The organism is Stenotrophomonas sp., from assembly GCF_050737575.1.
GTDB lineage: Bacteria > Pseudomonadota > Gammaproteobacteria > Xanthomonadales > Xanthomonadaceae > Stenotrophomonas.
Genome location: NZ_JBOHXW010000005.1, coordinates 182,002 through 206,555 on the forward strand (window position 1 = coordinate 182,002; position 24,554 = coordinate 206,555).

The 24,554-nt window shown below is 64.4% G+C and carries 15 protein-coding genes and 1 riboswitch; of the genes, 10 read left to right on the forward strand and 5 right to left on the reverse strand.

The window, feature by feature from the left end:
- Positions 1–20 precede the first annotated feature (20 nt).
- Positions 21–1,895, reverse strand: a complete 1,875-nt coding sequence (thiC, locus tag ACREP4_RS11425; RefSeq protein WP_431596303.1) for a phosphomethylpyrimidine synthase ThiC — start codon at positions 1,893–1,895, stop codon at positions 21–23.
- Positions 1,896–2,006: 111 nt separating this feature from the next.
- Positions 2,007–2,108, reverse strand: a riboswitch (TPP riboswitch).
- 232 nt (positions 2,109–2,340) lie between these two features.
- Here thiC and ACREP4_RS11430 point away from each other — a divergent pair.
- A complete protein-coding gene (locus tag ACREP4_RS11430) occupies positions 2,341–3,921 on the forward strand; it encodes a BCCT family transporter (RefSeq protein ID WP_431596304.1) in 1,581 nt (526 codons plus the stop codon).
- A 249-nt stretch (positions 3,922–4,170) separates the two neighbouring features.
- On the opposite strand, the gene ggt is transcribed toward ACREP4_RS11430, so the two are convergent.
- Together ggt and ACREP4_RS11440 are read right to left on the reverse strand one after the other, a co-directional pair.
- Positions 4,171–5,880 carry a gamma-glutamyltransferase gene (gene ggt, locus ACREP4_RS11435; protein WP_431596305.1) on the reverse strand — a complete coding sequence of 570 codons (1,710 nt, stop codon included), beginning with the start codon at positions 5,878–5,880 and terminating at the stop codon, positions 4,171–4,173.
- Between the two features lie 152 nt (positions 5,881–6,032).
- Complete coding sequence (locus ACREP4_RS11440) at positions 6,033–6,833, reverse strand: AfsR/SARP family transcriptional regulator (protein WP_431596306.1); 801 nt, start codon at positions 6,831–6,833, stop codon at positions 6,033–6,035.
- Between the two features lie 634 nt (positions 6,834–7,467).
- Here ACREP4_RS11440 and ilvC point away from each other — a divergent pair.
- From ilvC to gdhA, 9 genes are all read left to right on the forward strand, one after another.
- Positions 7,468–8,442, forward strand: coding sequence for a ketol-acid reductoisomerase (gene ilvC / locus ACREP4_RS11445; RefSeq protein ID WP_431596307.1), 975 nt, complete (start codon positions 7,468–7,470; stop codon positions 8,440–8,442).
- Positions 8,443–8,574: 132 nt separating this feature from the next.
- Entirely contained in the window at positions 8,575–10,302 is a 1,728-nt protein-coding gene (gene ilvG / locus ACREP4_RS11450; protein ID WP_431596308.1) for an acetolactate synthase 2 catalytic subunit, read from the forward strand.
- The gene (locus ACREP4_RS11455; RefSeq protein ID WP_431596309.1) at positions 10,286–10,540 is read left to right on the forward strand and encodes an ACT domain-containing protein; all 255 of its coding nucleotides are present in this window, start codon (positions 10,286–10,288) and stop codon (positions 10,538–10,540) included. The genes ilvG and ACREP4_RS11455 overlap by 17 nt, the downstream gene beginning before the upstream one ends.
- A gap of 255 nt (positions 10,541–10,795) precedes the next feature.
- Positions 10,796–11,893 (forward strand): threonine dehydratase, encoded by a 1,098-nt coding sequence (locus tag ACREP4_RS11460; protein WP_431596470.1) that lies wholly within the window; start codon positions 10,796–10,798, stop codon positions 11,891–11,893.
- Positions 11,890–13,443, forward strand: coding sequence for a 2-isopropylmalate synthase (locus tag ACREP4_RS11465; protein ID WP_431596310.1), 1,554 nt, complete (start codon positions 11,890–11,892; stop codon positions 13,441–13,443). The genes ACREP4_RS11460 and ACREP4_RS11465 overlap by 4 nt, the downstream gene beginning before the upstream one ends.
- 29 nt (positions 13,444–13,472) lie before the next feature.
- Positions 13,473–14,891, forward strand: coding sequence for a 3-isopropylmalate dehydratase large subunit (gene leuC, locus ACREP4_RS11470; RefSeq protein WP_431596311.1), 1,419 nt, complete (start codon positions 13,473–13,475; stop codon positions 14,889–14,891).
- The gene (gene leuD / locus ACREP4_RS11475; protein WP_431596312.1) at positions 14,891–15,469 is read left to right on the forward strand and encodes a 3-isopropylmalate dehydratase small subunit; all 579 of its coding nucleotides are present in this window, start codon (positions 14,891–14,893) and stop codon (positions 15,467–15,469) included. The genes leuC and leuD overlap by 1 nt, the downstream gene beginning before the upstream one ends.
- Positions 15,470–15,707: 238 nt before the next feature.
- Positions 15,708–16,769, forward strand: coding sequence for a 3-isopropylmalate dehydrogenase (gene leuB, locus ACREP4_RS11480; protein ID WP_431596313.1), 1,062 nt, complete (start codon positions 15,708–15,710; stop codon positions 16,767–16,769).
- A gap of 157 nt (positions 16,770–16,926) precedes the next feature.
- Positions 16,927–18,276 carry an NADP-specific glutamate dehydrogenase gene (gene gdhA, locus ACREP4_RS11485; RefSeq protein WP_431596314.1) on the forward strand — a complete coding sequence of 450 codons (1,350 nt, stop codon included), beginning with the start codon at positions 16,927–16,929 and terminating at the stop codon, positions 18,274–18,276.
- A 63-nt stretch (positions 18,277–18,339) separates the two neighbouring features.
- Here gdhA and ACREP4_RS11490 read toward each other — a convergent pair whose 3' ends face one another.
- Entirely contained in the window at positions 18,340–21,222 is a 2,883-nt protein-coding gene (locus ACREP4_RS11490; RefSeq protein WP_431596471.1) for a diguanylate cyclase, read from the reverse strand.
- Positions 21,223–21,389: 167 nt separating this feature from the next.
- Positions 21,390–24,551 (reverse strand): efflux RND transporter permease subunit, encoded by a 3,162-nt coding sequence (locus ACREP4_RS11495; RefSeq protein ID WP_431596315.1) that lies wholly within the window; start codon positions 24,549–24,551, stop codon positions 21,390–21,392.
- Between the last annotated feature and the right edge of the window lie 3 nt (positions 24,552–24,554).

Sequence of the window (24,554 nt, forward strand, 5' to 3'; positions counted from 1 at the left end):
AAGCCTGCGGCGGGCGCCGGTCATTCCACGCGATACACCTCGGCGCCCTGCTCGCGGAACTGCGCCGACTTCTCGGCCATGCCCGCTTCCAGTGCGCCCGCCGCTTCCATGCCCTGCTCGGCGGCATAGTCGCGCACGTCCTGGGTGATCTTCATCGAGCAGAAATGCGGGCCGCACATCGAACAGAAGTGCGCCAGCTTGTGCGCGTCCTTGGGCAGGGTTTCGTCATGGAATTCCTTGGCCTTCTCCGGGTCCAGCCCAAGATGGAATTGGTCTTCCCAACGGAACTCGAAGCGCGCCTTGCTCAAGGCGTTGTCGCGCACCTGCGCGCCCGGGTGGCCCTTGGCCAGGTCGGCGGCGTGCGCCGCGATCTTGTAGGCCATGATGCCGTCGCGTACGTCCTGTCGGTTGGGCAGGCCTAGGTGTTCCTTCGGCGTCACGTAGCAGAGCATCGCGGTGCCGTACCAACCGATCATCGCCGCACCAATGGCGCTGGTGATGTGGTCGTAACCCGGCGCGATGTCGGTGGTCAGCGGCCCCAGCGTGTAGAACGGCGCTTCGCCGCATTCTTCCAGCTGCTTGTCCATGTTCTGTTTGATCAAGTGCATCGGCACATGACCGGGCCCTTCAATGATCGTCTGCACGTCGTGCTTCCACGCGATCTTGGTCAGTTCGCCCAGCGCTTCCAGTTCGCCGAACTGCGCCGCGTCATTGGCATCGGCAATGCAACCCGGGCGCAGGCCATCGCCGAGACTGAAGGACACGTCGTAGGCCTTCATGATCTCGCAGATGTCTTCAAAGTGCGTGTAGAGGAAATTTTCCTTGTGATGCGCCAGGCACCACTTGGCCATGATGGAACCACCGCGCGACACAATGCCGGTCACGCGCTTGGCCGTGAGTGGCACATGCCGCAGCAGCACGCCGGCATGGATGGTGAAGTAGTCCACGCCCTGCTCGGCCTGCTCGATCAGCGTGTCGCGGAAGATCTCCCAGTTCAGTTCTTCGGCGCGGCCATCCACCTTTTCCAACGCCTGGTAGATCGGCACCGTGCCAATCGGCACCGGCGAGTTGCGGATGATCCACTCGCGGGTTTCATGGATGTGCTTGCCGGTGGACAGATCCATCACCGTGTCGCCGCCCCAGCGGATTGACCACACCAGCTTTTCCACTTCTTCGGCAATGCCTGACGACACCGCGCTGTTGCCGATGTTGGCGTTGATCTTGGTGAGGAAGTTGCGGCCGATGATCATCGGCTCGCTTTCCGGGTGATTGATGTTGTTGGGCAGTACCGCACGGCCACGCGCGATTTCATCGCGCACGAATTCCGGGGTGATGATCGACTGGATGTTGGCGCCGAAACTCTGCCCCGGATGCTGTGCCAGCAAACCGGCGTCGCGCACCGCGTCCAGCCGCTGGTTCTCGCGGATGGCGACGTATTCCATTTCCGGCGTGATGATGCCGCGCCGCGCGTAATGCATCTGCGTCACGTTGGCGCCGCCCGATGCCCGACGCGGCAGCAGGCGGCTGGGGAAACGCACCGCGTCCAAACGCGCGTTGTGCTCGCGGGAGCGGCCGAACGCCGAACTCAAACCGGTCAGTTGCTCGGTGTCGCCGCGTTCTTCAATCCAGCGCGCACGCAGCGGCGCAAGACCGGCGGCAAGGTCGATGTTGGCCTGCGGGTCGGTGTACGGGCCGGAGGTGTCGTAGACGGTGATCGGCGGATTATCTTCGCCACCAAACAAGGTCGGCGTGCGCGTCTGTGCGATCTCACGCATCGGCACCTGCAGGTCGGCGCGCGAGCCGGGCACGAAAATTTTCCGCGAACCGGGAATCGGCCGTGTCACGGATTCGGAAAGTTGTTGGGCCTGCTGCTGCAGGCTGGGCTGTGCGTTCATCGGCATTCGTCCTGGGCAATCCACACGGGGTGCGAAGGCCATGCGCGGTGGCATGGCGGAACGAAGCGAAGGCGCACGCCGCACAGCACCGGCCCATTTCGGGCACGTCCGCTGGCGGTATACGAAGCTTCCCTACGCCGGTATGAGCCGGATCAGGTTCGAAGGGTATGTCTCAACCGTGGCCCGTTGGCCGCGGTACCCCCGCTTCGGGCGGAATTAGACCACACAACGCTTATGCCAGCAGCACCGCGCATTGCGCTAACAGAACCATGACATGCCGTTCAGTAAACTCCTGACCCGGTGCAGCACCGTCGTCTGCTGCCCCACGGTGCGTATCCGCCTCCCTTTCCCGGCCCGCTTCGTGCCCGCCGGCTGTCTTACCGCCGTTGTCCTGCAAGCCCAGGCTCGCTCCCCTCAAACCCTTTTTGACTGGAGAAGCTCCTCCATGGTGTTTCGTGTCTCCATTGCGCTGGTTGCGCTGCTGGTACTGATTGCCGGCATCGCGCCGCTGCCGTTCAACGACGTGGTGCAGACCGCGCTGGTCCATGTCGTGCGTGGCGCCGGCTGGATGTACCTGCTGATCGTGTTCCTGACCCTCACCTTCCTGCTGTATCTGGCATTTGGCCGCTTCGGCAGCCTGCGTATCGGCGGCGAAGATGCCGAGCCGGACTTCTCGCGCGCCAGTTGGCTGTCCATGCTGTTCGCCGCTGGCATGGGCATTGGCTTGGTGTTCTGGGGCGCGGCCGAGCCGATCTCGCATTTCGTCACACCACCGGAAGGCCTGCCCCCACAAAGCATGGACGCCGCCCGCGTTTCGATGCGCTATGCGTTCTTCCATTGGGGCCTGCATCCGTGGTCGATCTACGCGTTGATCGGTTTGGCGATGGCGTGGTTTCAATACAACCGCAACGGCCGTGGATTGATCAGCGACATGCTGCAGCCGATCATCGGCCACCATCACCGGGGCTGGTTTGGCAAGTTGGTGAACATCGCCGCCGTGGTCGCAACGGCCATCGGTGTGGCGACCACCTTGGGCTTCGGCACCATCCAGATTTCGGCGGGTTTGCAGCGCGTGTTCGGTGTTACGGCGGGCATTCCCCTGCAGATGACCGTCATCGTGGTCGCGTTCGTGTTGTACATGATCTCCACCACCAGCGGCGTGGATCGCGGCATCAAGTGGTTGTCCAACTTCAATCTGGCGTTGGCGGCCTTGCTGCTGGCCGCGGTGCTGGTGCTTGGCCCCACCGGCTTCATCTTCGACACGTTCACCACCACGCTGGGCTCGTATCTCAATCAACTGGTGACGATGAGCCTGCGCATGTCGCCGTTCTCCGGCAGCACCTGGGTGGCGGACTGGACCATCTTCTATTGGGCGTGGTGGATTGCCTGGGCACCGTTCGTGGGTGCGTTCATCGCGCGGGTGTCACGCGGCCGCAGCGTGCGCGAGTTTGTGATCGGCGTGGTGCTGGCACCTACCGTGCTCGGCTTCCTGTGGTTCTCGGTGTTCGGCGGCACCGCGCTGTGGCTGCAGCTGTTCGGCCAAGCCGATCTGGTGCAGGCGCTGGGCAATGGCTACGAGACGGTGCTGTTCACCATGTTCGACAGCCTGCCCGCACCGTTGCTGCTGTCGGTCCTGGCGCTGGTGCTGTTGGTGATCTTCTTCGTGACCTCGGCCGATTCGGCAGTGCTGGTGCTGGCCAGCATGTCCACCGACGAAGCCGGCGATCCGCCACTGTCACGCAAGCTGGTGTGGGGCGTGGCGGTTGCACTCATCGCGGCGGTGCTGTTGCTGGCCGGCGGCCTGGAAGCGCTGCAGGGCATGATCACCATCGCCGCCCTGCCCTTCGCATTGCTGATGGTGCTGGTGATGGTGTCGCTATACCGGGTGCTGGATGCCGAGTACAACCGCCAGCGACGTCTGGCACAGCGCGCGCGACACATTCTTGAAGCGTGGATCGAACGAGAGCAGGCGGCGCAGGAAGAGGCGCGGGTGGAGGCCGAGCGGGTGGGCAACAGCAGCCAATAAGCTGATTGGGAGGACCGGGTGGCGCTTGCGTTGAACCGATAAGCCCAAGCGCCCCTCCCCGGCCCTCCCCTTGCCTGCGGCAAAGGGAAGGGGAAAACGTGTGCTCCCTCACCTGCACGCGCTGGCTTCTGTCCCCTCCCTTGCGCACCGCGCAGGTGAGGGTTGGGGAGGGTGCTGTTGCTACTAGCCAGCGCCAGCAGCCCCATCACCACGGCGCCGGGATTTGATCCCAGCCTACGCAGCCGCCGCTTAATATCCCGCCGCTTGCCCATCCTTGCGGCTTTCCGAGGCGCCGTAATACACGCCGGTGTCCGGGTCGCGCTGGATCGCCTGATAGCCGCCGTACGGGCCATCGGCGAACACCACGCGGTGTCCCTTGCGCATCAGGCTGCGGACCGTTTCATACGGGAAGCCGGTTTCCAGGTTGACTTCGCCGCCGTCGCGCATCGCCGTCGCCTGCCCGGTCGGCTCGGTGGAGCCTTCATGCTGGATACGCGGTGCGTCGCCGGCTTCCTGCAGGTTCATGCCGAAGTCCACCAGGTTCATCACGATCTGCGCATGCCCCTGCGGCTGCATCGCGCCGCCCATCACGCCGAAGCTGGCAAACGGCTTGCCGTCCTTGGTGATGAACGACGGAATGATCGTCTGGAACGGCCGCTTGCCCGGCGCGTAGCCATTGGGATGATCCTTCTGCAGCACGAACATCTCGCCACGGTCCTGCAGGATGAAGCCCAACCCCGGCGGCGCCATGCCGCTGCCCATGCCGCGATAGTTGGACTGGATCAGCGACACCATCATCCCGTCGGCATCGGCCACGGTCATGTAGATGGTGTCGCCCTGCTCCAGCTGTTTCGGCGTGCCGGGCTGTGCCTCCTTCAAGGCCTTGTCCATCGAGATCAACGCGCGACGCTGCGCGGCGTAGTCCTTGGAGATCAAACGCTGCACCGGTGCCGGTGAGAACGCCGGGTCGGCATAGAAGCGTGCGCGGTCGGCGAAGGCGAGCTTCTTGGCTTCGACAAACAGGTGTACGTGCTCGGCCGAGCCGAACGGAATCTTCGCGAAGTCGTAGCCTTCCAGAATATTGAGGATCTGCAGCGCGGCAATGCCCTGGCTGTTCGGGGGCAACTCCCACACGTCATAGCCACGGTAATTGCTGCTGACCGGCTCCACCCACTCGCCGTGATGCGCGGCCATGTCCTCGTAGCTCAGGTAACCGCCATTGGCTTTGAAGAAGTCGCCAATGGTGTGGGCGATCTCCCCGTTGTAGAACGCATCGCGACCGCCGTCGGCGATTTTCTGCAGCGTGTCGGCGAGGTTCGGGTTGCGCCACATCTCGCCCTTGCGCGGCGCGCGGCCGTCGATGGTGAACTGCTCCTTGAAACCGGGCTGCGGCGACAGCTTCGGCACCGAGCGATCCCAGTAATAGGCAATCACCTCGGCGACCGGATGGCCTTCGCGCGCATAGCGAATCGCTGGCGCCAGGTTATTTGCCATCGGTACGCGACCAAAACGCTCATGCAGCGCAAACCAGCCATCCACCGCACCGGGCACCGACACCGGCAACGGCCCGGTGGCCGGAATCTCCTTCAATCCGCGCCGCTGGAACTCGGCCAAGGTCAGCGAACGCGGCGAGCGGCCCGAGCCGTTGTAGCCATGCAGCTTCTGCGTTTTCGGGTCCCAGACGATGGCGAACAGATCGCCACCGACGCCATTGCCGGTGGGTTCCATCAAACCCAACGCGGCATTGGCAGCGATGGCCGCATCCACCGCAGAACCACCGGCTTTCATCACATCCAGCGCGATCTGCGTGGCCAGCGGCTGCGAAGTGGCCGCCATCGCATGCGGCGCGATGACTTCGGAGCGGGTAGCGAATTCGTGACCGGTGATCCGGTCGGCGGCATGCACGGGCAGCAGGGGAATGCCGGCCAATGTGAGGAGGAGCGTCGTCGTACGGAGCATCGAGCCAACCTGGTGAGGACTGCCCCGAACCATAGCCTATGCCTGCTGGGCAGTCCTGGCCGTACGTACCACGCCAGTACACATACGTTCCCGGCGCCCTGAGCCACTCCCGCCGGCTGCCGGCCTGTCTCAAAGGCCGGTGCTGGCATCGCTCAATTGTGGGCTGAGCTCGGAGACAGCGATGCGGCGTTGATCTGTGCCAGCAGCTGCAGGGTTTCCTGGCCGGGTTCCAGCCCCAGTTCCACCCGCAGCATCGTCTCGAAACGCTGATAGACATTCAGCGCAGCCGCGCGCTTGCCGCCACCGGCGTGGGCACGCATCATCCGCCGCGCATGCGCCTCATTCCACGGATCGCGCAAGGTCAAGGTGCGGGCGACTTCCACCGCTTGTTCCCAGTCCTGCGCCTCCAGCAATTCATCACAGCACCGCTGCGCCGCCCCCACCAGCTGGATATCCAGATTCTGCCGGGTGGTTTCCAGCCAGCCGTGGAAATCCGCGCCCCCCAGATCATCCAATCCTTCCAGAAAGCGCTGCTGCTCCGTCAGCAACTCCATCGCCCGGCACGGCGCCCGCCACAGCAGGTCGATGTCGAACAGCAACCGCTCGCCCCGCATCAAGCCCACTGCACCGCGTTCGATACGCAGCACATCCGGTCCCAGCGCCTTCATGCAATAGCGGTTGAGGTTGCTCAGCACCTGGCGCAGGTTGGTCAGCGCGCTGGTCTCCCCCAGCCCAGGCCAGAACAATCCGGCAAGCATGCTGCGCGAATGCCGCCGGTCCGATTCCACGGCCAGAAAGCCCAACAGTCCCCAGGCCTTGCGATAGATCAGCGGCACCGGCAAGCCATTGGCATCGCCGAGCAGCCGCACCAGTTCATGGCCCCGCTCCTGTTCCACCACCCCGCAACGGGCATCCTCCGCCCGTACTGCTTCCAATTCTGCCAAGTGCGCCATAAAAATCCCCGGTACAGAGCCCGCCCACGCCGGCCTCTATCTGATAAACCGGCAAAAGCAGCCAAACCCAATCATCAACCGGCGACAACGCTGCAATTGGCCGTGTTTCAGCCCGATTTCCGCGCAGCTTCTGCCGCGCGAGGTGGCTCAGGCAGTAGGTTTCAGCCGCAACCAAGCTGCTGTGATGCGGCTTACGGGAAATTTCCTGACAATCACACCTGCAAGCGTTGACATGCCCATCGCACAGGTGGTTATCTCGACCTCATGTTGCAACGCCACAACACCACCGCCCGCCTGACTTCGACCCCGGCCTCCGCCGCGGCGTCGCTGCTCGTACTCGTACTTATTACCGAGCCAACAGGTGCGGGGCGAACTGGCGCGTAACACGAAAAAGCCAGATTCGATAAAAGACCCCGCGCCGACCCCGGTGCGGGGTTTTTCGTTTCCAGCCTCTATTTCACTTGAAACCATGTTCCCGACTGATACCGCCAAACCTGAGTACACCGCATGCGCCGCCCCGCGCACCGCTTCGGCGTGCATGGCGAACCGTCAGCCCTTCCCGGCCGCTGCGTCCTGACGCGACGGCCTTTTTTTTCACTGCACGACTCTCTTCATCGCAAGGAAACCAAGCACCATGAGCACCAACGAACTGCCCCAGATCAAAATCGCCGTCGTCGGTTACGGCAGCCAGGGCCGCGCCCATGCAATGAACCTGCGTGAATCCGGCTTCGACGTGATTGTCGGCCTGCGCGCCGGCGGCCCCACCGAGGTCAAGGCACAGGCCGATGGCTTCACCGTCAAAACGCCCGCCGAAGCGGTCAAGGACGCCGATCTGGTCGCCGTGCTGACCCCGGACATGGTGCAGAAGAAGCTCTACAACGAGGTGCTGGCCCCGAACATGAAGCAGGGCGCCTGCCTGCTGTTCGCGCACGGCCTGAACGTGCATTTCGGCATGATCGAGCCGCGCGCCGATCTGGACGTGGTGCTGGTTGCGCCGAAGGGCCCGGGCGCCCTGGTGCGTCGCGAATACGAAATCGGCCGCGGCGTGCCGTGCATCTACGCGGTCTACCAGGACATCAGCGGCAAGGCCGAGCAGTTCGCGCTGGCCTATGCGGCTGGCCTGGGCGGCGCCCGCGCCAACATCATCAAGACCACCTTCAAGGAAGAGACCGAAACCGATCTGTTCGGCGAGCAGGCAGTGCTGTGCGGCGGTGCGTCCTCGCTGGTGCAGGCCGGTTTTGAAACGCTGGTGGAAGCCGGTTACCAGCCGGAAATCGCCTACTACGAAGTGCTGCACGAACTGAAGCTGATCGTGGACCTGTTCTACGAAGGCGGCATCACCCGCATGCTGGAGTTCATCTCCGAAACCGCGCAGTACGGCGATTTCGTCAGCGGCCCGCGCGTGATCGACGCCTCGGTGAAGGCCCGCATGAAGGACGTGCTGACCGACATCCAGAACGGCACCTTCACCAAGAACTGGGAAGCCGAGTACGACGCCGGTCTGCCGAACTACAAGAAGTTCCAGCAGGCCGACATGGAACATCCGATCGAGAAGGTGGGCAAGGAACTGCGCGCCAAGATGGTTTGGCTGCAAGGCCAGACGGCGTAAGAACGTGTTTGCGAACCGTCCCGCGCAACATGCCGTGGCCCGCGTTACTCGCGGGTCACAGGGCAAGCGCAACAGGATCGCAGACAGGTTCCCTCCCGCGGTCCCCCACCCGCAACAGGCAAAGGTCGCTGCATGAACACTTCCACCCAAGCTGCACCCCGCAACGGTGCACGCTGGCTGACGCAGGCCCTGGAAGCCGAAGGCGTGCAAACGCTGTTCGGCTATCCAGGCGGCACCATCATGCCGTTCTATGACGCATTGGTGGATTCCAGCCTCAAGCACATCCTGGTGCGCCACGAACAAGGCGCGGCGTTGGCTGCCAATGGCTATGCCCGCGCAAGCGGCAAGGTCGGCGTATGCGTAGCCACCTCCGGCCCGGGTGCGTCCAACCTGGTCACCGGCATCGCCGATGCGATGCTCGACTCGGTACCGATGGTGTGCCTGACCGGTCAGGTCGGCACGCCGTTGCTCGGCACCGATGCGTTCCAGGAGCTGGATGTGTTTGGCATGACCATGCCGATCGTCAAACACAGCTGGCTGGTGCGCAGCGTGGATGAGCTGCCGCAGGTGGTTGCCGAAGCGTTCCGTGTCGCCCGCGAAGGGCGGCCCGGCCCGGTGTTGATCGACCTGCCCAAGGACGTGCAGTTGGCCGATGCCTCGCACCTGCCCGATCACGTGCCGGCGTCCGTTGACCCGGTGCCGGCACCGGATGCGCAGCGCCTGGCCGAGGCGGTGGAAATGATTGCCGCCGCCGAGAAGCCGGTCATCTACGGCGGTGGCGGCATTGGTCTGGCCGATGCGGTCGGCGAGTTCCGCCAGTTCGTCGAAGCCACCGGCATTCCGACCGTGTTGACGCTGCGTGGCTTGGGCGCGTTGCCGGCCAGCCATCCGCAATACCTGGGCATGTTGGGCATGCACGGCACCCGCGCCGCCAACATGGCGGTGCAGGAGTCGGATCTGCTGATCGTGGTCGGCGCCCGTTTCGACGACCGCGCCACCGGCAAGCTGGCCGAATTCGCACCGTTCGCCCGCGTCATCCATCTGGATGCCGATGCCTACGAAATCTCCAAGCTGCGCAGTGCCGACCTGTCCATCCCCGGCAACGTGAAGACCGGCGTGCAGGCGCTGACCCGCATCCGTGGCAACTGCAACAGCTGGCGCGCCCGCTGTGCTGCCAACCGTGAAAAGTTCGCCGCGCGCTACGACGCACCGGGCAAGGACATCTACGCCCCGGCGCTGCTCAAGCGTCTGAGCGAAGTGGCACCGCCGGACACCGTCATCGCCTGTGATGTCGGCCAGCACCAGATGTGGGTGGCGCAGCATTGCCGCTTCAACCATCCGCGCAATCACCTGACTTCCGGCGCGCTGGGCACGATGGGCTTTGGCCTGCCGGCCGCGATGGGCGCACAGTTCGCCTGCCCGGACCGCACCGTGGTGCTGGTCTCCGGCGACGGCAGTTTCATGATGAACGTGCAGGAGCTGGTCACCATCGCCCGCTGTCGCCTGCCAGTGAAGATCGTGCTGTTGGACAATTCCTCGCTGGGCATGGTCCGCCAGTGGCAGGAGTTGTTCTTCGCCGAGCGTTACAGCGAGATCGATCTGTCCGACAACCCGGATTTCGCCGCGCTGGTGCAGGTGTTCGGCATCCCCGCCACGCGCATCACCCAGCGTGCGCAGGTTGAAGATGCACTGGCCGCGCTGCTGGACACGCCGGGCCCGGCGTTCCTGCATGTATCCATCGACGCGCGTGCCAACGTGTGGCCGCTGGTGCCACCCAACAACGCCAACAGCACCATGCTGGACAGCAATCCCGCACACGCCAAGGCACCGCAGGAGAGTTCCAATGCAATACCGGCTTGACCTGGTGCTGACGCCTGCCGAAGGCGCGCTGGTGCGCGTGATCGGCATGGTCGAACGCCGCGGCTTTTCTCCCAGCAACATTGCCGGCAATCGCAACGCCGACGATGCCGGGCGCTGGCACCTGCAGATGGACATCAGCGGCACCCGTCCGCCGGAAACGCTGCGCCATCAGCTGGAAAAAGTGTACGACTGTGTATCGGTACGCGTGGTGCCGGTCAGCGTAGGTGTAGACGCATGAGCAGTGACGTAGGGGTACGACAGGGGAGCGGGGATCTGGGAACAGGGAATGCACGTTCCTGCCGCCCGTCGCCGCTCTCCATGCAACGGAGGGGTCTTCTTTGTGGCGCCGGGAATCGGCAACGGAGAACGGGGAATGCGTTTTCCCTACCGCCGTCACCGCTCACTGCGCGACGGAGGCATCTTCTTCAACGCCTTGCAGCCTGCCTTCATTCCCTGCTCCCTGTTCCCTGTTGCCCGCGCGTCTGGCCCGTCAGTGTCTGACCACGGCCGCCCCGTCTCGTTCAACGACATCACTGCCGAAGTGAATGTCAGCGTGGCCGATGTACTGGCCGCGCAGGCGCGCCTGCGCCGCTTCCTGCCGCCGACGCCGCTGCATTACGCCGAGCGCTTCGGCACCTGGCTGAAACTGGAAAACCTGCAGCGCACCGGTTCGTACAAGGTGCGCGGTGCATTGAATGCAATGCTGGCCGCGCTGGAACGCGGCGACGAACGCACGGTCATCTGCGCCTCGGCCGGCAACCACGCACAAGGTGTTGCGTGGGCGTCGCACCGCCTGGGCCTGCAAGCCATCACGGTGATGCCGCACGGCGCACCGGAAACCAAGATTGCCGGTGTGCAGCATTGGGGCGCCACCGTGCGCCAGCACGGCAACAGCTACGACGAAGCCTATGCCTTCGCCCGCGAGTTGGCTGAGCAGAACGGCTACCGCTTCCTGTCCGCGTTCGATGACCCGGACGTGATCGCCGGCCAGGGCACGCTGGGTATCGAACTGGCGCCGCACGCACCGGACGTGGTGATCGTGCCGATCGGCGGCGGCGGCTTGGCTTCCGGCGTGGCGCTGGCATTGAAGTCGCAGGGCGTACGCATCATCGGTGCGCAGGTGGAAGGCGTGGATTCCATGGCCCGCGCCATCAAGGGCGACGTGCGCGAAATCGACCCGGTGCCGACCCTGGCCGATGGCGTCAAGGTCAAGATTCCCGGCTTCATCACCCGCCGCCTGTGCACCAGCCTGCTGGACGATATTGTCATCGTGCGCGAAGCCGAGCTGCGCGAGACGCTGGTGCGGCTGGCACTGGAAGAACACGTCATTGCCGAAGGTGCCGGCGCGCTGGCGTTGGCCGCTGGCCGCCGCGTCGCCGGCAAGCGCAAATGTGCCGTGGTGTCCGGCGGCAATATCGATGCCACGGTGCTGGCCACGCTATTGTCCGAAGTGCGGCCGCGTCCACCGCGCAAACCTCGACGGCGCAACGGCGAGCGACTTAGAAGCCGCGCCACCTCGCCCCCGTTACGCACACTCAAATCCGAATCCCCCCAAATTTCCGTTACCGCAGTCGAGGAGACCCTCTGGTGAATACTCCAACCAACCCAACCCCGCGAATTACCATCTTCGACACGACCCTGCGTGACGGCGAACAATCCCCGGGCTGCAGCATGACCCCACCGCAGAAGCTGGTGATGGCACGCGCCCTGGCCGAGCTGGGCGTGGACGTGATCGAAACCGGCTTCCCGGCAAGTTCCCAATCCGACCGTGAAGCGATGGCGCTGATCGGCCGCGATATCCGCGAGCCGGTGTTGGCCGTGCTGTCACGCTGCCTGGCCGCCGATATCGAAACCTCAGTCAAGGCGCTGGAAGCGGCGGCCAAGCCGCGCCTGCACCTGTTCCTGTCCACCAGCCCGCTGCACCGCGAGCACAAGCTGCGCATGAGCCGCGAGCAGGTGCTGGAGTCGGTGCACAAACATGTGTCGATGGCACGCGGCTATCTGGACGATGTCGAGTTCTCCGCCGAAGACGCCACCCGCACCGAGCTGGACTTCCTGACCGAAGTGACCCAGGTCGCCATCGCTGCCGGCGCACGCACCATCAACCTGCCCGACACCGTCGGCTTCACCACGCCGGATGAAATCCGCGCGATGTTCCAGCACGTCATCGGCAATGCCGCGGGCGCGGACAAAGTGATCTTCAGCACGCATTGCCACAACGATCTGGGCCTGGCCGTGGCCAACTCGCTGGCCGCCATCGAAGGTGGCGCGCGTCAGGTGGAAGGTTCGATCAATGGCATCGGCGAGCGCGCCGGCAACTGCGCGCTGGAAGAAATCGCGATGGTGCTGAAGGTACGCAACGCCTTCTACAACTTCGACACCGGCTTCCACACCCAGCGCATCGTGCCCACCTCGCAGCTGCTGTCGCGCCTGGTCGGCATGCCGGTACAGCGCAACAAGGCCATCGTCGGTGCCAATGCGTTCGCGCATGAATCGGGCATCCACCAGCACGGCATGCTGCGCAACCGCAACACCTACGAAATCATGCGTCCGGAAGACGTGGGCTGGGAGTCTTCGCAGATGGTACTTGGCCGCCACAGCGGCCGCGCCGCGGTCGAAGCGCGCCTGCGTGCGCTGGGCTATTGGCTGGAAGAAGAAGAACTGAAGCTGATATTCGAGCAGTTCAAGGCCCTGTGCGAACAGCAGCGCGTCGTCACCGATGCCGATCTGCAGACGCTGATGCAGGGCACCTCCAGCAGCGATGGCTACCGCCTGGCCTCGATGACCATCAGCGATGTCGGCAGCCGTGCCAATGCGCTGGTTGAACTGTCCGATCCGGAAGGCAACCGCGTGGCTGAAACCGCACAGGGCGACGGCCCGGTCGATGCCTTGTTCTCGGCGTTGTCGGCCGCCACCGGCGTGCAACTGACACTGGACAGCTATCACGTGCACAGCGTCGGCATCGGTGCTGATGCGCGTGGCGAGGCCAACCTGAGCGTGCGCCACGAAGGCGAAATCCTGGAAGGCACCGGCACCAGCCGTGACATCATCGAAGCCAGCGCACTGGCCTGGTTGGATGTCACCAACCGCCTGCTGCGCCAGCGTGAAAGCGTACCGACCCAGGAAGCCGTCAGCGCTTGAGCGCGATGGCATAGGCAACGGAATAGAGAATGAACTCCGCACCCAAAACCCTGTACGACAAACTGTGGGACGCGCATGTCGTCGTCCCTGAATCCGACAGCGCGCCGGCCGTGCTGTACGTGGACCTGCATCTGATTCACGAAGTCACCTCGCCGCAGGCCTTCACCGAGCTGCGCGAGCGCGGTTTGAAGCCGCGCCGCACCGACCGCACCAAGGCGACGATGGATCACTCCACGCCGACATTGCCGGCCGGCGCCGACGGCAAGCTGCCGTATGCGAGCAAGGCATCCGAAGCGCAGGTGCAGATGCTCGCCGACAACTGCGCCGAATACGGCATTGAGTTGTTCGACCTGTCCTCGGCCAGTCGCGGCATCGTCCACGTCATCGCGCCGGAACAAGGCTTCACCCAGCCGGGCATGACCATCGTCTGCGGCGACAGCCACACCTCCACGCACGGCGCGTTCGGCTCGCTGGCGTTCGGCATCGGCACCAGCGAAGTCGGCCATGTACTGGCCACGCAGTGCCTGTTGCAGCGCAAAGCCAAAACCATGTCGATCACCGTGGACGGCGAGCTGACGCCGGGCGTTGGTGCCAAGGATGTGGTGCTGCATATCATCGGCGTGATCGGCGTCAACGGCGGCACCGGCCACGTACTGGAATACCGCGGCTCGACGATCCGCGCGATGGACATGGAACAGCGCATGACCCTGTGCAACATGTCCATCGAAGCCGGCGCACGCGCTGGCATGGTGGCACCGGATCAAGCCACGTTTGATTGGGTGGCCAACACGCCGAATGGACCGAAGGGCGCGGCGTTCGACAAGGCGGTCGCTTACTGGAAGACGCTGACCAGCGACGACGGTGCACGCTTCGATGTGGAAGTTCACATCAATGCCGCCGACATCCGCCCGACACTGACCTGGGGCACGCACCCGGGCACCGCGATTGCCGTTGATGCGCCGATCCCGGCCGCCAACGATGCCGCCGCGCAGAAGGGTCTGGATTACATGAAGTTCGAGGCCGGTCACTCGTTGGCCGGCACGCCGGTGGACGTGGTGTTCGTCGGTTCCTGCACCAACGGCCGCCTGAGCGACATGCGCGAAGTAGCGCAGGTGCTGCGCGGCCGTCGCGTGGCCGATGGCGTGCGCATGCTGGTGGTGCCGGGTTCGGAGATCGTCAAGCGCGACGCCGAAGCCGAAGGCATCCACGAGATCGTCCGCGCCGCCGGTGCCGAATGGCGCGAGCCGGGTTGCTCGATGTGCATCGCCATGAACGGCGATCTGGTCGCACCGGGCCAGTTGGCAGTGAGCACCAGCAACCGCAATTTTGAAGGCCGTCAGGGCCCGGGCTCGCGCACACTGCTGGCCTCGCCGATGAGCGCGGCGTGGGCCGCCGTGAATGGCCACGTCGCCGACCCGCGCGAACTGTTTGCCAAGGAGGTGGCGTGATGAGTGGTTTCCGTAGCCTGACCTCGACCAGCGTGGTGCTGCGTCAAACCAATATCGACACCGACCAGATCATCCCGGCACGTTTCTTATCCACCACCGAACGCGCCGGGCTGGGCAAGAACGCCTTCAACGATTGGCGTTGGCAGGCCGACGGTTCGCCGAACCCGGAATTCGCCTTCAACCAGCCGCAGAACGAAGGCCGTTCGATTCTGTTGGCTGGCCGCAACTTCGGTTGCGGTTCCTCGCGCGAACACGCACCGTGGGCGCTGACGGATCTGGGCTTGCGTGCCATCGTCAGCAGCGAAATCGCCGACATCTTCCGCAACAACGCGCTGAAGAACGGATTGCTGCCGATTGTGTTGGACGAAGCCGATGTACAGGAATTGATGCAGAACCCGGACGACGAGCTGACCATCGACGTGGCAAGCCGCGAGCTGCGTACGTCCAGTGGCAAGGTGTATTCCTTCCCGCTGGATGGCTTCTCGCAGACCTGCTTGCTGGAAGGTGTGGACCAGCTGGGTTGGTTGCTGGGCAAGGTGGATGCGATTGAGCGGTATGAGGCATCGCGCGCGGCGTGACCAACCTCCCCTTCTCCCGCTGGGAGACAGTCCGGCAGGATTGCCGGACTGCACGGCGCAGCCGCCCGTAGGGTGAGGCACATGGAGGTGCCGAATGCAGGTGCCCCGCAGGGGCGGATGAGGGTAAGGGCGGAGCCTGGTGCTTCAAAGCAAAACAGCGTGACGCCCTACCCTCTCCCCACCCCCTCTCCCAGAGGGAGAGGGGCTAAAAAAACAAAACAGCAACCGGAACCCATACATGCAAGCCAACATCGTCGTACTGCCGGGTGACGGCATCGGCCCTGAAATCACCGTCGTCGCCGTCGACGTGCTCAAGGCCATCGCCGCGCGCTTCGGCCACAGTTTCACGTTCAGCGAACACGATATCGGCGGTATCGCCATCGACAATCACGGTGAGCCGCTGCCGGCCGCCACGCTGGACGCCTGCAGCAGGGCCGATGCGGTATTGCTTGGCGCGGTCGGTGGCCCGAAGTGGTCCGACCCCAATGCCAAGGTGCGTCCGGAACAAGGCCTGCTGGCCATTCGCAAGGCGCTGGGGTTGTTCGCCAATCTGCGCCCGGTGCGCACGCATCCGGCCGCACTGCATGCCTCGCCGATCAAGCCGGAGCTGCTCACCGATGTGGATTTTGTGGTCGTGCGCGAGCTGACTGGCGGCATCTACTTCGGCGACAAAACCCGCGATGCCGACAGTGCCAGCGATCTGTGCCGCTACACCACGGTCGAAATCGAGCGCGTGTTGCGCAGCGCCTTCCGCCTGGCGCAGCAGCGTCGCGGCAAGCTCACCTCGGTGGACAAGGCCAACGTGCTGGAAACCTCACGTCTGTGGCGTGACATCGCCACGCGCATCGGCCGCGAAGAATTCCCGGACGTGGAACTGGAACACCAACTGGTCGATTCAATGGCCATGCACCTGATTTCCAAGCCGCGCGCCTACGACGTGATCGTCACTGAAAACATGTTCGGCGACATCCTCACCGACGAAGCGTCGATGCTGGCTGGCTCGCTGGGCCTGCTGCCATCGGCATCGCTGGGCGAACAAGGCAAGGTCGGCATCTTCGAGCCCATCCACGGCTCGGCACCGGATATTGCTGGCCAGGGCATCGCCAATCCTTATGCCACCATCCTCAGCGCGGCGATGCTGCTGCGCCACTCGTTGGGATTGGAAGCCGAAGCGGCCGCCATCGAAGCGGCGGTCAGCGCCGCGCTCGACGCCGGCAAGTTCACTGCGGACCTTGCCGCGCAGGGACAGGCGCTTTCCACCCAACAAGCCGCACAAGCCGTCCTTGCGCAGCTCACCTAGTGGTAACCGGACGCGGCCATTGGCCGCGTCTTTGTTTGTGCCGGCACAGCTTGATTGCACCGCGCGCCATTGATTGGCGGCACGTTTCCGCCGTGTGGACAAACCGTTTTGCTCTTCAATTTTGGATCTGTTGCTTCAGATCCCCCTCCTGAGAGGAATGCCCTTGAACTACCGTAGCCCCGACGACTTTCTGGCCCACGTGGCCAAGCGCGATCCCAACCAGCCTGAGTTCCTGCAGGCGGTGAAAGAGGTAACGATCAGTCTGTGGCCATTCCTGCAGAAAAATCCCAAGTACACGCAGCACGGGTTGCTGGAGCGCTTGGTCGAGCCGGAACGGGTGATCCAGTTCCGCGTGGCGTGGGCGGACGACAAGGGCCAAACCCATATCAACCGTGCCTGGCGCGTGCAGCACAGTTCCGCCATCGGCCCGTTCAAGGGCGGCATGCGTTTCCATCCGTCGGTGAATCTGTCGATCCTGAAATTTCTGGCCTTCGAGCAGACTTTCAAAAACGCACTGACCACGCTGCCGATGGGGGGCGGCAAGGGCGGCTCGGACTTCGATCCCAAGGGCAAGAGTGACGGCGAAGTGATGCGCTTCTGCCAGGCGCTGATGCTGGAGTTGTACCGCCACCTTGGCCCGAATACCGATGTGCCGGCTGGCGATATCGGCGTGGGCGCGCGCGAAGTCGGCTTCATGGCCGGCATGATGAAAAAACTCAGCAACGATGCCGCATGCGTGTTCACCGGCAAGGGTCTGGCATTCGGCGGCAGCCTGATGCGGCCGGAAGCGACCGGCTATGGCACGGTCTATTTCGTCGAGCAGATGCTGCACCACGCACGTCGCGAAACCAACGGCGCCAAGGTGCTGGTGTCCGGCTCCGGCAACGTCGCCCAGTTCGCCGCGATCAAGGCCGCCGAACTCGGTGCGAGCGTGCTCACCTTCTCCGACTCCGGCGGCACGCTGTACGCGCGCAATGGTTTCGATGAGCAGGGCATCAACGACGTGATGACGCTGAAGAACGAACGCCGCGGCCGCTTGGCCGAACTAGGCAACGACGCGCGCTTTGAATACCTCGCAGATCGTCGCCCGTGGCATATCCCCGCCGACATCGCCCTGCCCTGCGCCACGCAGAATGAGCTGGACGAAACCGACGCCCGCACGCTGGTCAGCAATGGCGTGTTGTGCGTGGCCGAGGGCGCCAACATGCCGTCGACATTGGAAGCAGTGGATGTGTTCCTGCAAGCCGGCACGCTGTACGCGCCGGGCAAGGCCAGTAACGCCGGTGGCGTGGCGACATCGGGCTTGGAAATGAGCCAGAACGCGCTGCGCCTTTCCTGGCGTCACGCCGATGTGGACGAGCGCCTGCACGTGATCATGAAAGAGATCCACGCCAACTGCGTGCGCCACGGCATTCGCGCCGATGGCAGCGTCAACTACGTGGACGGCGCCAACATCGCCGGCTTCGTCAAAGTGGCCGACGCCATGCTGGCGCAGGGGCTGTACTAAGCAATACGTCTGCGCGGGTCGAGAAGCATCCCGGCCCGCGTTTTCATCACGCCACGCGCGCGGTTACGACAGCACCCGGTTACGCCCTTCGCGCTTGGCGCGATACAGATGCCGGTCGGCCGCAGCCAACAGCGTGCGCATCGTGTCCTGGCCCGGGCTCAACGCGGCCACGCCGATACTGGCGGAGATCGCGATGTCCGGATCCACTTCTTCAATGCGCAGACGCGTCAGGCGCATGCGCAGTTCCTGCAGCAGCTTCATTGCCTCGTCCAGCGACATGTCGCGCAGCACGATCAGGAATTCTTCACCGCCGTGGCGCGAGACGTACTGCCCGGCACCGACCTGCAACTGCAGCAGGCCAGCCACTTCACGCAACACGCGGTCGCCAGCCTCGTGGCCGAAGCGATCATTGACGTGTTTGAAATGGTCGATATCCAACAGCGCCACATTCAACGGCGCACCACGCTGCACGGCATTACTCAGCGCCTGCTGCAGATACGCATCGCCTGCGCGCCGGTTGGGCAAACCGGTCAGCGCGTCGTGCATGGCCATGTATTCGAGCCGCTGCATCAGGCTGTCGCGCTCCATGCCCGCGTTTTCCAGCGCCTGGTTCTTCTCACGCAGCTCCTGCGTGCGGGCACCGATCTCGGTATTGAGCAGGCGCTGTCGGCGGCGATAACTGGCGGTGCGCCAACTGATCAGCAACAGCAGCAAGCCCACCAAGGACGCAGCCGCCAACACCAGCACCCAGGGCCGCTGCCAATAGGGCGCGGCGATGTCGAAGGTGATGCTGGTTTCGCCGACACGTTCGCGGTTGTCCCAGTCCAGCGGCAATGCGATGGACTGAACGCGCAAGCGGTACTTTCCCGGCGGCAGGTTGGTATACACCGCCTCGGTACGACTGCCGGCATCCACCCAGTCGGCATCGAAGCCTTCCATCCGGTAGCGGTAACGCATCTTGTCCGGCGCGCGGAATCCCAGGCCCGCATACGCCACGGAAATACGCTCCACCTCCGCCGGCAGGTCATAGGCCACCCGCACCGGCTGCGGGCTGCCATCCACCTCGACACTCTCAATCGCCGTGGGTGCCTTGCGCTGGCGCACATAGCCATCGGCCCGCGCCGGGTCGATCAGTGCCAGACCGCCGGCGGTGGGGAACAGCAACTGGCCTTGATGGGTCATCCAGCCGGCCGGCGACGAGGCGCCATTGCCCTGGCTGCTGGGCATGCCGTCGTTGTGGTCGACCACATGCACCGCAAGGTGGCTGCGTGCGGCGGCGGCCACGGCGACCAGATCACTACGCTCCAGCCGGAACACGCCTTGGTTGCTGGACACCCACAAGTGGCCATTGCCGTCGTCGATGATGCGGAACAATTTGTCGCGTGGCAGACCATTGCGGTGGTCGAACACCGCTAAATCCAAACCACGTTTGCGCAGCAGGCCGTGATCGGTAGCTACCCACAGATCGCCATTGGCATCACCGAGAAAGTCGAAGACATAACGCGCCGGGAAATCACCGTCCGCCGACCACGCCTGCAAGCTGCCGTCGGCCGCCATCGCCGCCATACCGCCGTTGCTGCCTATCCACAACACGCCGGCGGGGTCGCGATACAGCGACAGCACCGACAAGCCCGGCAAGCCTTCCTCTTCGCCGTAATGACGCAGCCCGCCGTCGCGGTAGCGATACAGGCCATCGCTGCTGCCGATCCACACGGTGCCATCGTCATCCACCCGCAGCGCGCGCACCAAGGGCTGCAGCATGCCGGGTAGATTGATCTGCTGGCGCACCCGGCCGTTGCCGTCCAAACGGTAGACGCCGCGGTTGTAGGTGCCGGCCCACACCTCGTCACCACGCGTCGCCAGCGCCAGCACCGAGGCATCACGGCCGCTGCCCGGCACCAGTCGCACCCGCACCGCCCGCTCGCCCTGCAGGCGATCCAGTCCCTCCGAATGCCCAACCCAGACCACGCCGTTGTCGGACTGGATCACCGCACGCACGTAATCCGAGCCCAGCCCGTCGGCACTGGTCAGGCCGCGCGCCGCGCCTTCGTCCACCCGGAACAGGCCATCGGTACTGCCGGCCCAGACCAGCCCCTCGCGGTCGATCATCAGCGCCGGACTGACCTGCCCGGCGATGGCAATGCGTTCGCTGCGGCCATCGGCGTACCGCTCCAGGCGCCCGGCGGACAAACTCATCCACAGCGCGCCATTGGCATCACGCCGCACCGCGTCCACCCGCTCGCCCACCATCAAATGTTCCTGCCGGCCATCGCCGTGCAGCCAATGGATGCCGTCGTCGGCCGCGACGATCCAGCCTCCGCGCGTGTCATCCACCAGATCGCGAACTACCCAACCGGCCGTCGCCTTCCACGGCGCCAGCTGGCCTTTCCACAAGCGCTGCACGCCGTGCTCGGTCGCCACCAGCAGCGCGCCGTCGCGGTCGCTGCGCAGCATGGTGATCGGCACCCGTGCCAGCCCCAGCTCGGCGCCGGCATCAATCAATTGCCCCGACGTCATCAGCCGCAGCAGGCGCTCGCCCGAAGCAATCCACAGCGCCCCGGATGGATCGCGCAGCATCGCGCTGACCGGCAGGTGGCGGGTTGCCTCCCCGCCCACCGCTTCCCAGCGGCCACGGTGGTAACGGTAAATGCCGTCGGACATGGTGCCGAACAACATGGCGCCATCGGCCTCGGCCAGGATGCTCTGCACCCCGGACAGCTCGACGTCGGGCGTGTTCTGGCGGTCGAACACGGTGAAGCTGCGGCCGTTGAAGCGCACCGCGCCTTCCCAGGTACCCAGCCAGATGAAGCCATCACTGCCCTGCGCAACCGACTGCACCAGGTTGTGCGGCAAGCCCTGTTCCATGCCCCAGCCGGCCACGGTGTGGCGGCTGGCCGCCGCTGCCGGCCAAGCGCCAGCGAGCAGCAGCAGACAACACCCCAGCATCCACGCCAACCAACCGGCATGGGGACGACGAGCGTGATTGTCAGACGGGCGCTGCGACAAGCCGACCTCCCCAAGGCCATGCCGGCCCCAACCGGCCGGCCGGTACAATTTAGCATCCAGCCGTGAGATTCACCCCTTCGCCGGGGTGAATCAGGCCTTCGCCGCCCTCAGTGGGAAGCCTCGTCCGGGCGCACCCGGAACCAGGCCGCGTACAGCGCCGGCAGGAATACCAGGGTCAACACGGTGCCCACGATCAGGCCACCCATGATCGAAATCGCCATCGAGCCGTAGAACGCACTGCGCGACAGCGGGATCATCGCCAGCACCGCCGCCAGCGCGGTCAACACGATCGGCCGGAAGCGGCGCACGGTCGCATCGATGATCGCGTGCCAGCGGTCGTGGCCGGCATCGATGTCCTGTTGGATCTGGTCGATCAGGATCACCGAGTTGCGCATGATCATGCCCGCCAGCGCGATGGTGCCCAGCATCGCCACGAAGCCGAACGGCACGCGGAAGATCAGCAGGAACAAGGTCGCGCCGATGATGCCCAGCGGCGCGGTGACAAACACCATCGCCGCCCGCGAGAAGCTGCGCAGCTGCAACATCAACAGCGTCGCCACCACAATCAGGAACAACGGCAAGCCCGCCTTGATCGAGTCCTGGCCGCGCGCCGAATCCTCAACCGTGCCGCCGGTTTCCAGCAGGTAGCCACTTGGCAACTGCGCGCGGATGTCCTCCAGCGTCGGCAGGATCTGCTCGACCACGCCCACCGGCAACATGCCGTCGCCGATATCGGCACGCACGGTGACCGTCGGCAAACGGTCGCGGTGCCAGATGATGCCGTCCTCGAACACATGCTCCAGCCGCGCGACCTGCGACAACGACACCGCCTTGCCGCTTTCGGTTGGAATGGCCAGGCTGCCCAACATGTCCAGGCGCGCACGTTCATCAGCCGGGCCGCGCAGCAACATGCCGATCTGGCGATTGCCTTCGCGATAAGTGCTGACGCTGGTACCGGTCAGCGAGCTGCTCAGGAACTGCGCCAACTGCGCGCTGCTCACGCCCAGCACGCGCGCACGGTCCTGGTCCACGACCAGCCGCACTACCTTGCTTGGCTCGCTCCAGTTGAGGTTGACGTTGGTGGTGTGCGGATTGCCGCGCACCTTGTCCGCCACCTGCCGGGCGATGGCCTGCACGCGTTCGGCATGCTCACCGGATACGCGGAACTGCACCGGGTAGCCCACTGGCGGGCCGTTCTCCAGACGGGTCACGCGCAGCTGCACATCGCTGAACTTCGGCACCACTTCCTTCAACAACCACTCACGCACTTCTTCGCGCGCATGGATGTCATCGGCCAGCACCACGTACTGGGCAAAGTTGGTGGCCGGCAGTTGTTGATCCAGCGGCAGATAGAAACGCGGCGAACCATTGCCCACATAACCCACGTAATTGGCGATGCCCTTGCGCTGCTTCAGCAGCGCCTCGAACTTGTTCGCCTGCGCCTGGGTCGCGGTCAGCGAGGCACCTTCGGCCAGTTCGATATCGACCATCAATTCCGGTCGGGTCGAATCCGGGAAGAACTGCTGCGGTACGAAACGGAACATCACCAGCGAGAACACGAACAACCCAATGGTGGCGAAAATCACCAACCACCGGCGCCGCAGACACGCATCCAGGAACACCCGGAAGCGCTGGTAGAACGCGCTCTTGTACGGGTCATGATCGTGCGACAGCTCCTTGGGCCGGACCAGATTATCCAGCGCCGGATTGCGGTCGGCCCAACGCAGGCGCAACGCACGCCAGCGCGCGGCAAGACTGCCCGGCTTCGGCGGCTGCGGGTTGTGCAGGTCCGGCAGCATCTTGTCGCCGAGGTACGGAATGAACAGCACCGCCGCAATCCACGACACCACCAGCGCAATCGTCACCACCTGGAACAGCGAGCGCGTGTACTCGCCCGTGCTCGATGCGGCGGTGGCAATCGGCAGAAAGCCGGCGGCGGTGATCAGCGTGCCGGTCAACATCGGGAAGGCGGTGGATGTCCAGGCAAAACTGGCCGCGCGCAAGCGGTCGTAACCCTGCTCCATCTTGGTGGCCATCATCTCCACCGCGATGATCGCGTCGTCCACCATCAGGCCCAGCGCCAACACCAACGCGCCGAGGGAAATCTTGTGCAGGCCGATGTCGAACAGGTACATGACGAAGAACGTCATCGCCAGCACCAACGGGATCGACACCGCGACCACCAGACCGGTGCGCCAGCCCAGCGAGAAGAAGCTCACCAGCAGCACGATCACCACCGCCTCGGTCAGCACCTTGATGAACTCGCCCACCGAGTCCTTCACCGCATGCGGCTGGTCGGACACCTTGCGCAGTTCCATGCCGGTCGGCAGCGTCTTCTGCAGCTGCGCGAACTGCGCATCCAGGGTCTTGCCCAGTTTGAGAATGTCACCGCCGCTCTTCATCGCCACCGCGATGCCGATGGCGTCTTCGCCCATGAAACGCATCTTCGCGGACGCCGGATCGGCGAAGCCGCGCTTGACCTGCGCAATGTCGCCCAGGCGCACGGTGCGGTCGCCTGCACGGATCGGGAAATCAGCGATGTCCTGCACCGAGGTGAACTGCCCGGTGATGCGCAGCTGCACGCGGTCAGTCGGCGTTTCAAACCAGCTGGCCGGGGCGATTGCGTTCTGCTGCGACAAGGCCTGCTGCACCTGCTGCATCGACACACCCAGCGTGGCCAGTTTGGTGTTGGACAACTCAATCCACACCTTCTCGTCCTGCAGGCCAAGCAGATCGACCTTGCCGACGTCGTCCACCCGCTGCAGCTGCAGCTGGATACGGTCGGCGTAGTCGCGCATCAAGGCATAGTCAAAACCTTTGCCGGTCAGCGCGTAAATGTTGCCAAACGTGTCGCCGAATTCGTCATTGAAGAACGGGCCGATCACTTCAGCCGGCAGCTGCGAGTGGATGTCACCCACCTTTTTGCGCACCTGGTAGAACAGCTCCGGCACATCCTTGGAGCGCATCGAATCGCGCGCCATGAAGATCACCTGCGATTCGCCCGGTCGCGAGTACGACTGGATGAACTCGAACTCGCCGGTGTTCATCAGCGCTTTTTCAATCGGCTCGGTGACCTGCTTGGACACCTGTTCGGCGGTCGCGCCGGGCCACATCGTCTGCACCACCATTGCCTTGAAGGTGAACGGTGGATCTTCAGACTGCCCCAGATGCTTGTACGACCAGGCACCGATGACCGCCATGGCGATCATCATGAACAGCACCAGCGGGCGATTGCTCAACGCCCATTCGGAAAGATTGAAGCGGCGCACGCC